This window comes from Alkalimarinus coralli (assembly GCF_023650515.1).
Classification (GTDB): domain Bacteria; phylum Pseudomonadota; class Gammaproteobacteria; order Pseudomonadales; family Oleiphilaceae; genus Alkalimarinus; species Alkalimarinus coralli.
The window spans coordinates 282,469-294,557 of record NZ_CP096016.1 but is presented as its reverse complement, the minus strand read 5'-3'; the positions used below and the strand labels follow the sequence as shown (position 1 = coordinate 294,557).

The window sequence follows — 12,089 nt, the reverse complement described above, 5'->3', positions numbered from 1 at the left end:
TCACTTTTTGTCGCACGATCATGTACAGTCTATCTTCTATTATTCATATCGTTAGACAAACTAATTCTAAGTAATAACAACATGAGAATACCGCGAATCTATACGCCCATGGCATTAGCCGAGGGTAGTTCTGTTGAACTCGACCCTTCCGCTTCCAACCATGTGGGAAAAGTCCTCAGAATGAAACCGGGACAACAGCTGACCTTATTTAACGGGAACGGAACAGACTACACGGGGCACATTAGCGAAGTCACTAAAAAGCACGTCTCGGTTTCCGTTATAGCCGCCCGGGAGGTGAATACAGAGTCGCCACTTAAAGTCCATATCGGCCAGGTTATCTCTCGCGGCGACCGAATGGACTACATGATCCAAAAAAGCACCGAACTGGGCGCTACCGAAATAACTCCGCTCACCAGTGAGCGTTGCGAAGTGAAATTGAAAGGTGACCGAGAAGAAAAAAGGGTAAAACAGTGGCAACAAATAGCCATCAGCGCCGCAGAGCAGTGCGGGCGTGCCGTTGTCCCCATTATTCACCCTATTTCACCACTCGACGAATGGGTTAACAACAAGCCGGAAGAGACCCTCCGCCTGGTGCTTCACCATCGAACAACCCAGCAAATCGCTGATATCGAAAAACCTCACAGTGTTAGGCTGTTGGTTGGGCCTGAAGGCGGGTTAACAGAATCAGAAATTGAGCGCGCAATTGGCTGTCAGTTTATTGCCTCGACCTTTGGCCCTCGCGTGTTTAGGACAGAAACGGCCCCTGTTGCAGTACTGTCTGTTCTTCAATGGTTATGGGGAGATTTTAACCCTTAAATAGTTGCACATGCAGTCATCTATACGCTTTCATCTAGTATGTGAGTCGTTAACATCGCTGTTGCCATCAGCGCTAAAGTTATTGCCATGAGCGCTAAAAAGGCCGCATGATTTAAAGCAAAGCTCTATACAGACCCCAAGCAGGAAAATAAAAATGGAACATGCACCAAAAAGCAAATCGATAGTTAAGCGTTTTCTGCCGTTAATTATTATTGCTATCACGGTAATCATTATTTTTTTTCTAATGGCATCTCGGCCTGTCCCTCCGACCAAGGAGCAAGAGGAGAAAGCTTGGGCAGTGAGCACTGAAGTAGCAACCAGGCAACCAGTGCACCCCCAATTAGAGCTGCTGGGAACTGTAGAGTCCCCCCATACTACGCAACTGTCTGCAGCGATAAATGCAGATGTTATTGATGTACCCGCAAAAGAAGGAGCCTATGTTAACAAGGGCGACATTCTCGTCGTACTTGATGATGCCGAGGCATTGCTCAACCTCCAACAAAAGCAAGCCGATGTAGTTGAGTTACAGGCCTCCATCACCGCTGAAAAAAACCGTTACCAATCTGACCTCGCAGCACTTAAAAGCGAGCAGGCACTGTTGGATATCGCCAAACGCTCGGTAGCGCGGCAAAAGAAACTGGCAAAGTCCAACCTGACATCCCAGGAACTGATTGATAACTCAAGCAATAAGTTGGAGCTGCAAGCACTATCAGTTAACAGTCGCGAGCTGAGTATTGCCGACCACAGCGCTCGACTTAATCAGCTTGAGGCCCGGCTCGCCAGGGCAAATGCCAATGTAGAAAATGCACAGCTAGATGTAGCAAGAACCAAAATAACAGCCCCTTATAATGGACAAATCACCCGAGTAAGCGTATCTCCTGGTGGTCGCGTCAGGCCAGGAGAATCTGTTGTAGAGCTATACGACAGCAGTCAGATTGAAGTTCGCGCTCAAATACCTGATAAGTCGGTCAACCTCGTCCAGTCATCACTAAAAGAAGGTAAGCCGTTACAGGCTTCTGTTTCAATTTATGGCAACACCGTCACTCTTACCCTGGATCGGTTATCAGGCAAAACAAACACGGGAGCAGGTGGCGTAGACGGCCTATTCAGAGCGACCAGCGAGAATCCCCCATTCATCATAGGCGGGTCAGTCAAATTGACCCTCAACTTACCGCTTATAAATGAAGCGATAACGGCACCTATTTCTGCGGTTTACGGCACCGGCCGCATCTACAGCATAGAAGATCAACGGCTTGTGTCGGTAGATGCTGAAATAATAGGCGCCTATTTTGATAAAGCGGGAAAACAGCGGCTGATTCTGGATACACCATTGCGCTCTGGCGCAACATTCATCACCACACAACTGCCGAATGCCATCAATGGTTTAAAAGTTAAAGCCAGGGAGCCTCGATCATGAGTTCGAAAACGCCCGACACGGCTATTCCCGGTTCTTCCAAACCTGCCACGCCTCCTTCTGGAGGCGCATCGTCATTTCATCACCAAGACTTGATTGGCCGGTTTGCCCAACACAAGGTGGCGGCGAACCTGTTGATGATCATTATGCTGCTGGCCGGCATCATTGGCCTTAGCCGGTTAAATACCCAGTTTCTACCCAACTTTGCGCTGGACTACATTACCGTCAGAGTCGTATGGCCCGGCGCAACCGCCGAAGACATTGCACGCTCAGTTACAACACCGCTGGAACAGGAACTCAAAAATCTCGACTTTGTTAAGGAGATGCGATCTGTTTCGAGCCGGGGATTTGGCACCATAATTATAGAATACGAAGAAGGCAGCGACATGGGCCTGGCACTTGATCAGGTAAAGGAGTTTGTCAGCCTGGTTCGCAACCTACCCTCCGATGCGGAAGAGCCAAAGGTCACTAAAGTGGTACGCAATGAGGATGTCGCCACACTGATCCTGACGTCTGACAACTCCCTCGAAGAACTGCGCCCTCTCGCCTATCAGTTTGAGCGAGAGTTATTAGCCAAAGGCATCGCAAAAGTCAATTTCACAGGGCTGCCCGAACAGGAAATTGCCATTCAAGTGCCAGCCCAAACGATTGAGCGCCTGAAGCTCTCTTTGCCTCAGCTAGGTCGCCTGATAACCAACCAAAGCCAGGACATACCAGCAGGTACCAGCGGCAAAAACGAAGTGGCCAGGGAACTTCGCAGCCTGGAACAGCGGCGCACAGACAAAGAGTTCAAAGAGCTTGCAATACTCACGTCTCGCTCACCTCAGCGAATAGCATTAGACGAAATTGCGGAGATAGACCAGCGTTCGAAAGATGGCCAGGTCGAGGTGTTTTATAAGGGAAACCCCGCGATATTAATGAAGATAATGCGCACCGAAAACTCTGATACGCTGAAGTCAGCCGAAGTGCTGCACGACTGGCTGGAGAGCGCAAAACCCAAGCTGTCGCCAGGTACCGAACTTCACGCCTTCAATGAAGCTTATGTACTGGTCGAAGAACGAATCGATCTGCTGTTAAAAAACGGGCTAGGCGGCTTAATACTGGTCATCGGCATCCTGTTTATCTTTCTTAATGGCCGTGTTGCATTTTGGGTGGCATGGGGGATTCCCGTATCGTTTATGGGTACCCTGGCGGTCTTATATCTGGTTGGCGGCAGTATCAACATGGTCAGTCTGTTTGCGTTAATCATGGCGCTAGGGATCATTGTTGATGATGCAATCGTCGTCGGTGAAGACGCGCTTACCCACTACACCACCGGCGAAAGCTCGCTTCAGGCGGCTGAAGGAGGCGCACGCAGAATGTTTGTGCCCGTCGTTTCCTCGTCACTAACCACGATATCCGCCTTTCTACCGTTGATGATGGTCAGTGGCATTATTGGTAATATTCTGAGTGCAATTCCACTGGTGATTATCTGCGTGATTATTGCCTCCCTGATCGAGAGCTTTTTAGTTCTGCCAGGCCACCTGCGGCACAGCTTTCACCGGAGCCATCATAAAACACCAGGGCCATTTCGCATGAAGCTGGACAAAGGCTTCGAACAGTTCAGGGATCTGCGATTTCGGCCATTAGTGACCGCTGCGATGGAACATCGGCTCACGACCGTTATGATTGCCATCTGCGCACTCGCATTGGCCATATCGCTTATTGTCAGCGGCCGGATTCAATTTACTTTTTTCCCCTCCCCTGACAACAAAGTACTCATCGCTAGCGTAAAGTTTGCAGCGGGCACGCCACCGGAGAAAGTGCGAGCCTTCGGCATGGAGATGGAAAAGCAGTTACAGCACACCAACCAGCAGCTGAAGTCAGACGAGGATATTCTGGTACACAGCGTACTCCGAGTGAACACAGCCACATTTGATGGTGGCCAAAACTACTCTTCAGGCGACCAGTATGCATCAGTTCACGCAGAACTAACCTCCCCTGATCTTCGCGAGGTCAGCAACACCGAGTTTGTGAACACATGGGAAGCCGCCATGAATGTACCTGATGGCGTCGAGCAACTCAGTGTTACCAGCCCCAAAGGGGGGCCACCTGGAAAGGATATTGATGTATTCTTATCGGGTATAGCCCCTGCACGCCTGAAGGCCGCCGCTGAAGAAGTGAAAGAAAAGCTGAAAAGTTATGCGGGCGTCAATAATGTACAAGACGACTTACCCTACGGCAAACAGCAGTTTATCTACGAGCTCACACCTCTAGGGCACTCACTGGGCTTAACCGTTGCGGATGTTGGCAACCAGTTGCGAGCAGCGTTTGACGGCCAGTTGATTCAAATATTCTATGATGACAACGAGGAAGTTGAAGTCAGGGTAATTCTGCCCGACGAAGAGCGGGACAGCTACGCCACCCTGGAAACATTTCCAATCATTACCTCCAACGGCAACAGTGCGCCTCTAAGCAATATCGTAAATCTAAACAGCCGTAAAGGTTTAGAGCTACTGAGGCACACCAATGGTCAACTCGGCATTCATATCACTTCTGAGGTTGATACCACCGTCAACAATGCCAACATCATTCTCGACGATATGCAGGAAACATTCTTTCCGGAACTAGCCAGCCGATACGGCCTCAAGGTAGACCTGAAAGGTAAAGCCGAAGAGCAAAGAGAGACCGGCAGTGATATGAAAAATGGCGCTCTTATCGCCTTGGCTCTTATCTACCTGATACTAGCCTGGGTATTTGGGTCATATACCTGGCCATTTGCCATTATGGTGGCTATCCCATTTGGTTTGACTGGGGCGATATTTGGTCATGCGTTGCTAAATATAGACCTCACCATACTTTCATTATTTGGTTTCTTTGGCCTCTCAGGTATTGTGATTAACGATGCAATCATTCTGGTGACTTTCTATCAGGAGTTGAGAGAAAAGGGGCTGGCCATTAAGCAAGCAGTTATTGATGCCGCCTGCCTGAGACTTCGCGCGGTACTGCTCACTTCACTTACCACCATTGCTGGGTTAACCCCGCTTCTGTTTGAAACATCACTGCAAGCACAGTTCCTCATTCCAATGGCGGTAAGTATTTCATTCGGGCTCGCTTTCGCTACACTGTTAGTGCTCATAGTCATCCCTGTTATCCTGTCGTTAATTGAGGATGGTAAAGCCTTTATGCAGCGTCAGCTAATTAGCAGCAAAGCAACGCCGGCACATGAAATTCATGACGGCTCATAAAAAAACAGAGCAGTAAAACTAACTAGGGAATCCTGAGAATTGTTAAAATATGGCGCGAAAATCAATAATTTTAAAGGGTTAAAGAGTTACCCACATTTTCTGTGGATAACTCTGTGAATAGTTTTTGGGAAACACGCGCTTGGCCCTGTTTTATCTAGCTTCATGACAAATTGGCCGAAAAATAGACCAAGAACGTTTATTCTTTAAATTCAACATGTTATAAATGTCAATATTGTCATATGACATTTTTTTACTTTTTTATGACGCGGAGATCAGATCATTTTGTCAACTGTGAATATCATTTTATATTGCTGCAAAATGTAACCATTAAAAGCGAACAAAATGTGAGCTAATGCGTGTTTTGTTACAAATAGTATCAGGCTGCCTTTTCAATGCCTTTTCCATCGATATAATACGCACCAGTTTAAAATGTTCGTTTTCAAACACTGCCATATATAATTCGAAAACAGCTATTCTCGAACGATTTATTATTGTCCTGCATAGTCTGGACACCTAAATAACTCTGATATTAAATGCGAGCCCCCACCGGTCTCTGCATTTGAAAAGGTGAAGTAGATAAATGATGGAACTATTACAAAACCCAGAGTTTTGGAAATACGTCAGCATTCCTTTTATTGCCGGACTCATCGGCTGGACGACCAACTGGCTGGCAATCAAGCTAACCTTTTTACCATTAGAGTTTATCGGTATTCCCCCACTCCTTGGTTGGCAGGGCATCATTCCATCAAAAGCGCGTAAGATGGCAGCCATTAGCGTTGATGCAACCATATCGAAAATTGGAACTGTTGGCGAAATATTTGATCAGATTGATCCCACGGTGCTGGCCTCCCATATTATTGAAACCGTAGAACCAAGGATAGAAGAGTATGTTGATGAGCTGATGCTGAAAGAGCACGCAACATTCTGGGAAAACCTGCCCACGCCAATGCGCCAAATGGTCTACGACCGAGTAAGGAAAAGTGCGCCCGATCTGGTAGACAATCTGGTAGAGGATCTGTCTAACAATATTGAAGAGCTTTTGGACATCAAGGGCATGGTAATCGACCAGCTGTCTGAAGACAAAGTACTGCTGAATCGTATTTTCCTCGAGTGTGGAGACAAAGAGTTCCGCTTTATCATCAATTCCGGTGCCTGGCTCGGCTTTCTATTTGGCCTTGTTCAAATGGCTGTCTGGTACTTCTTCAAGAACTGGTGGATTCTTCCTGTTGCCGGGCTTATCGTCGGATACGCAACCAACTGGATCGCACTGAACGTAATTTTCCGTCCCCTTAACCCGGTTAAGGTTATGGGCATTGAGCTGCAAGGGTTGTTTCTGAAGCGACAAAAGGCTGTTGCACACTCTTTCTGCGCAATTATCACCCACGAAATTCTGACCATCGGTAACATTATTAACGCCATACTTAATGGCCCCAGTGCTGACAGAGCCAAGAACATGGTTAAAAAGCACATTAAACCTATTGTCGATGATACTGCGGGTATTTCAAAACCGCTAACCCAGATCGCCTTTGGCCCCAAGGGCTTTGCGCACCTTAAGCATCAGGTAGGCGAGAAAGCGATTGCAATATCCGCCGAGGCATTTTCTGACCCCGTTTTCAACAATGACAGAGCTGAGGCGGTAGAAAACATAATGAGAACGCGAATGGAAAACCTCTCCTCAGAGGAGTTTCAGGATCTACTCAGGCCCTGCTTCCAGGAAGACGAGATTAAGCTCATTCTCATTGGTGCCGCGCTAGGGTTTGGCGCAGGCCTTGCTCAGCTAGTGTTTGTATTCGGTTCTAACTTTTAGCTTAGCATCAACGCCTACCCCGACATCCACCCTCCACTGAGTAGTAACAGCCCTGTTTCAGGGCTGTTTACTCTCACTAGTAGCGGAAAGACACATCTCCCTTAACTATATTTTCCATCAAGCACTTCTTGCCAAGAATACGCAACAAACTCATTAAAATATAATAAGTTACAAAAGCTTTATAAAAATATTACGAAGTTTTTGACTTATCTGCATTGATGAGCTTAACTTTTCCTTGGAATGTGATTTTTTGTAAAATTTTATTACCGTACATTCAAACGGATGCACTCAGGAGAGCGAAATGGCAAGCGAACTCTGTCAGATACGATTGGGAAAAGAAGTTAAAAAGCGCAATCAGATTAGAAGGCAGCTACTACAGGAAGTCAGCCAACTTATTCAAAAGCTGGAAATTGAAGAAACCCAGCGTACAAGACCCTCCTTTGGCACACTACGTTCCTACGAGTCTATGATTCACGAACGTTGTAGCATGCTTGCACGCTTATCCGGGTAAGCGCGCAAGACTATAATCAAACCAGCAACAAGACGCTGGTCAGGCTAAGCGGAAGGCCTCACCAGTTGCTGTAACGTCAACCCCTTTAGCTCAGCTTCCAATGCCTGTTCGATTGAGTCATAGAATTCTGATAGATTACCGGCCTGCCTCAGCCGTATAGCAATATTTTCTTCATCTGCTCGCACCGCCTTGACGACATCAAGCAAGGAAAGCTTGTCCAACGATGTTGCGGGTACCAGGGCATCGCCATTCTCTCCCGCGACCATCAGCATTGACTGTCTCAATAACTTATCTGAAACATCCCGAGTTAATACCGGAGGCACCGGCAACATCTCCTCCAGCTTAAGCTGGGTAATCGGCTTTTCTGAGCGATCATACCGGCGAGCGACCTCTTCCATAATGGTCAATGCAAGCCGTTCAGAGATTTCAGGAGAAACTTTCACCTGATAACTACGTGTAATATGACTAAAGTTCTGATCATAATAAGCAATGCTGGAACCCAATAAAAGAACCAGCCAGCACACATAGAGCCATATCAGGAGCACGATACCCATCGCAAAGCCGGAATAGATCGCTTCATACTTTGCCGAATTAACGACAAACGAGGCGAACAACACACCAATCATCTGCCAGGTAATACCGCTGACAATGCCACCTATTAACGCGCTTTTGAAATGCACTTTAGTGTTCGGCATAAACAGATAAACAAAGGTAAATGCAGTGATAATCAGCAGAAATGGCATCAGCTTGCTGGCACTGGCTATCAAAAACCCAAAAGGCTCTATTTGCATGACCTCAAGTACAAAAGACGAGTTCATCACCGTGGCAGATACGCCAATTGCCGACGCCATAAGCAATGGCCCCACCATAATAACGCTTAAATAGTTACTAAACCTCTGGCTCACAGACCTCAGTTGAGGCACTCGCCAGATATAGTTAAATGAACGTTCTATTTTCTGGACAAGCGAGATCACGGTATATATTAATAGCACCAACCCCACTGAGCCCAGCACCCCCACCTTGATATTGTCTACAAAACCCAGAACGTTATCTGCGATGTTAACGCCTTGCTGCCCCATTGGCTCAAAGAAACTATATAGAAGAGGCGTTAATTGATTGTGCACACCCATGGCTTTCAATACAGAAAAGCTTAGGGCTAAAAGAGGCACAATTGAAAGCATAGTGGTATAAACAAGCCCCATCGCGTGTAGCGTCAAATTACCACTTAGCACATCGCGAATAACAGCAAACAAAATGCGGCCTATCCGGTGCAGCAATGACATGATACCCTTAAATTCTTTTTGGCTTGTAAACAACCAGCGTTCCGCCTGCTCAAACTTGTTGTTTAAATTCATTTGCATTCCTGTATTTTAATCCGCTATGCCGATTATTTCGCTTCCTCACTTTTGAGGTAGTCGTCAATGAAGGCAAGGACTTTACTTAAATGATCAACGACCCAGGGAAACCACTCCAAAGCCTCAATTTTCTTGTTCTCTTTCAACATCTCTTCCAGGTCTGCAGATAACTCTCTGAGCCTTTCAGCCGAGATGTTTGATGCACTCCCTTTGAGTGAGTGAGCCAGACGATACAAGGTTTCATCATCTGATGCATCCAGCGCATCCATAAACTCGGTTTCAAAATTACAAAAGCTCTCTTTAAAACTCTGAAAGATGCGCGGAATAATCGTGGGGTGTGCTTTAAAGCGAGTTTCAAGGTCGTCCATCGATACCACTGCGCCAGATGAAATGGTCGCGTCAGTCGAGACTGCATCCAAGGGCACAACGCGCTCGGCTGTCACTGCACGATCACTTGCTGCGATATCAGAGAGGCCATCACCCTGAGGCGCCTGGTTGAGTTCAGAGTAACTTGCACTGCCCTTACTCAGACGCACCCAGTACGAAAGGACTTTAAAAAGCGTTTCGCTATCGATTGGTTTTGTTAGGAAGTCACTCATACCGATTTCAAGGCAGCGCTTTTTCTCTTCCGTTGTGGCATTGGCTGTTAACGCAATAACTGGCAGGCGATCACCGTATTTTTGCCGAATAGCTTTCGTTGCGCCATAACCATCCATCACCGGCATATGCACGTCCATTAACACCGCATCATAAGTGATGAACTTGTCTTCCAGCCGGTTTAACGCCTGTTCACCGTTATCAGCAACACGAACAATCACGCCTGCGGACTCGAGCATTTCGCGAGCCACCAATTGATTGACCTGATTGTCTTCTACAACCAGTATTTTCGTCCCCCTCAGGCTTTCCTCAGTGGCAGGCAACAGTCCATGACCACTTTCATCGCGAGGCAACATCACCGCATCCATTAGGGACTGGCAAGCCCTTCGTTGCAAAATCGGCTTGGTCAACACTGCCGCTATATAGGCCCCCTCCTCTTCAGACTCAATTTTATCCCGTTGGCTAACCGTTAATATCGGCACCAGTCTACATGCGGACGGGTCTTGTAGCTGCGAAATTTTCTCTGCGACTTCAGAAAAGCTCACCCTGACATTATTAATATCGATGTAGATCACCAGCGGAGCATTGGCTGGACGTAACGGCTGATTGTTTTTCTCACCCTCAGAAAGTTCGGTTAAAAAGCTGATCACTCCCTCGCCGGAGTCCACCCGCTGAACATTCAGCTTTTGTTTGCTGAAAATAGCAAACAGCTCATCGCATGAACGGCTGTCTCCAACAACCATGACATCAGGCACATTGCCTTGCAACATTTCAAACGGGTTATCACCCTCTTGCCAATCTGACATAACAGAAAAGTGTGCAGTAAACGAGAATTCACTTCCTTTTCCTAGCTGGCTTTTGGCACTGATCTCGCCATTCATTAGCTCAACAAGCCGTTTACAGATTGTAAGCCCTAACCCCGTTCCCCCGAATCGTCGGGTAGTCGAACCATCCGCTTGAGTAAAAGAGTCAAACAATGTGTTCAATGCGTCATCTGCAATGCCCACGCCGGTATCTGTAACCACACCTCTGATGACAATATCTTCGTTGTTACGACTGACCGGCTCAATCGATACCGTAATTTCTCCGCTTTCGGTAAATTTTATGGCATTACTGATCAGGTTGATCAGTACCTGACTGAACCGCATGGCATCGCCTTTGAGCCGGTCAGGAATATCCTGGGAGATTCTGACAATGATATCGATGCCCTTATTGCCTGCCACAAAAGATTCGACATCAGCCACTTTCTCTATCGTTTCGGCCAGGGAAAACTCAACCTTTTCAAGTTCTAGCTTGCCTGCTTCGATTTTTGAGAAATCCAGAATATCATTGATGATTGCCAAGAGTATGTCAGCAGAATTTCTAATTCGGTGCAGATAACCGCCCTGTTTTACATTGAGGCGGGTGCGGCTTAACATTTCTGCCAGCCCCTGTATGGCATTCATGGGCGTTCGTATCTCATGGCTCATATTAGCCAGAAACTCACTCTTGGCACGGGCTGTTTGCTCCGCAATATCTCTCGCTTCTTCAGCATCCTTTTTCGCAGCCTCTAACACAATATTTTTGTCTTTTAAGGCCTGTTCAGCTTTATCCATCCCGACCAGATTTTTATTGTACTCTTCAATCAGCGTTCCCAGTTCGTCTTTTGATCTCCATTCCACCAGCTCTCGCTTTCCGGAGTTCTGATATGACAAAATAGATGTGTGTACCATTTGCAAAGGTTTAAGCACCGTCGCTTTCAGTGCAACAGTAAAACCAATAAGGAAGATAACAACATAAAGTACAAAGAGAATCAGTTCGCTAAGGAGCGACGCGACTAACGAGTCCCCTACCTGACTCAAATCGAGTGTCGCCTCAAGCAGGCCGGTCTTAACCAGTTGGCCATCATAGTCATAGGTAACATCTGCGCTAACCCGCTCAATAGCGCCTATTTCACTGAGCGCCTCTTCGCTACAGTTGCCCACCTGATGGGATTGCCTCACCACATCACTGTAGCTTTCGTATTCTTCAAGCCTTGCACAAACAATATAATTGGGTTCACCGAGACTCTGCACCAGCGATACCACAGTCTCTTTATCAAACTGCCAGACCGGAATAGATAACTGGGTCGCCAATAGTTGAACTTCGTTATTTACTCCCTCTAATTGCCTATCTCTAAGTTCATCTGTTTTCAAATAAACGTAAACAACATTGGCAAAAACCAAAAGAAGCAGTAGAGGCAGTGCTGCGGCCAATAAAAACTTTGCTAACAGTGACGAATATACTGGGGGTGTCATCCGATACATACCTATAAAGAGACATCCCTTTAGCATAGGAATCAAATGTCATTTTTGCAACGAAAGGCCCTTAAAAAACAGGCATT

General features: G+C 46.9%; 7 protein-coding genes. 5 read left to right on the top strand and 2 right to left on the bottom strand.

What is annotated here, in order from left to right; translation table 11 throughout:
* Positions 1–81 precede the first annotated feature (81 nt).
* From MY523_RS01295 to MY523_RS01275, 5 genes are all read left to right on the top strand, one after another.
* Positions 82–816, top strand: coding sequence for a 16S rRNA (uracil(1498)-N(3))-methyltransferase (locus tag MY523_RS01295; protein WP_250657004.1), 735 nt, complete (start codon positions 82–84; stop codon positions 814–816).
* A 154-nt stretch (positions 817–970) separates the two neighbouring features.
* Positions 971–2,233, top strand: a complete 1,263-nt coding sequence (locus MY523_RS01290) for an efflux RND transporter periplasmic adaptor subunit (protein ID WP_250657003.1) — start codon at positions 971–973, stop codon at positions 2,231–2,233.
* Entirely contained in the window at positions 2,230–5,457 is a 3,228-nt protein-coding gene (locus MY523_RS01285) for an efflux RND transporter permease subunit (protein ID WP_250657002.1), read from the top strand. Before MY523_RS01290 ends, MY523_RS01285 begins: the two co-directional genes overlap by 4 nt.
* A gap of 580 nt (positions 5,458–6,037) precedes the next feature.
* The gene (locus MY523_RS01280) at positions 6,038–7,264 is read left to right on the top strand and encodes a DUF445 domain-containing protein (RefSeq protein WP_250657001.1); all 1,227 of its coding nucleotides are present in this window, start codon (positions 6,038–6,040) and stop codon (positions 7,262–7,264) included.
* Positions 7,265–7,565: 301 nt separating this feature from the next.
* Positions 7,566–7,775 carry a hypothetical protein gene (locus tag MY523_RS01275; protein WP_250657000.1) on the top strand — a complete coding sequence of 70 codons (210 nt, stop codon included), beginning with the start codon at positions 7,566–7,568 and terminating at the stop codon, positions 7,773–7,775.
* A gap of 44 nt (positions 7,776–7,819) precedes the next feature.
* Here MY523_RS01275 and MY523_RS01270 read toward each other — a convergent pair whose 3' ends face one another.
* Positions 7,820–9,130: a YhjD/YihY/BrkB family envelope integrity protein gene (locus MY523_RS01270; protein WP_250656999.1), complete on the bottom strand. Its 1,311-nt coding sequence runs from the start codon at positions 9,128–9,130 to the stop codon at positions 7,820–7,822.
* A 32-nt stretch (positions 9,131–9,162) separates the two neighbouring features.
* Positions 9,163–12,003, bottom strand: a complete 2,841-nt coding sequence (locus MY523_RS01265) for a response regulator (protein WP_250656998.1) — start codon at positions 12,001–12,003, stop codon at positions 9,163–9,165.
* Between the last annotated feature and the right edge of the window lie 86 nt (positions 12,004–12,089).

Excerpts from the sequence above, each read along its gene's own strand:
- MY523_RS01295 (WP_250657004.1), top strand. The coding sequence starts at position 82 with ATGAGAATACCGCGAATCTATACGCCCATGGCATTAGCCGAGGGTAGT.
- MY523_RS01290 (WP_250657003.1), top strand. The coding sequence starts at position 971 with ATGGAACATGCACCAAAAAGCAAATCGATAGTTAAGCGTTTTCTGCCG.
- MY523_RS01285 (WP_250657002.1), top strand. The coding sequence starts at position 2,230 with ATGAGTTCGAAAACGCCCGACACGGCTATTCCCGGTTCTTCCAAACCT.
- MY523_RS01280 (WP_250657001.1), top strand. The coding sequence starts at position 6,038 with ATGATGGAACTATTACAAAACCCAGAGTTTTGGAAATACGTCAGCATT.
- MY523_RS01275 (WP_250657000.1), top strand. The coding sequence starts at position 7,566 with ATGGCAAGCGAACTCTGTCAGATACGATTGGGAAAAGAAGTTAAAAAG.
- MY523_RS01270 (WP_250656999.1), bottom strand. The coding sequence starts at position 9,130 with ATGAATTTAAACAACAAGTTTGAGCAGGCGGAACGCTGGTTGTTTACA.
- MY523_RS01265 (WP_250656998.1), bottom strand. The coding sequence starts at position 12,003 with ATGACACCCCCAGTATATTCGTCACTGTTAGCAAAGTTTTTATTGGCC.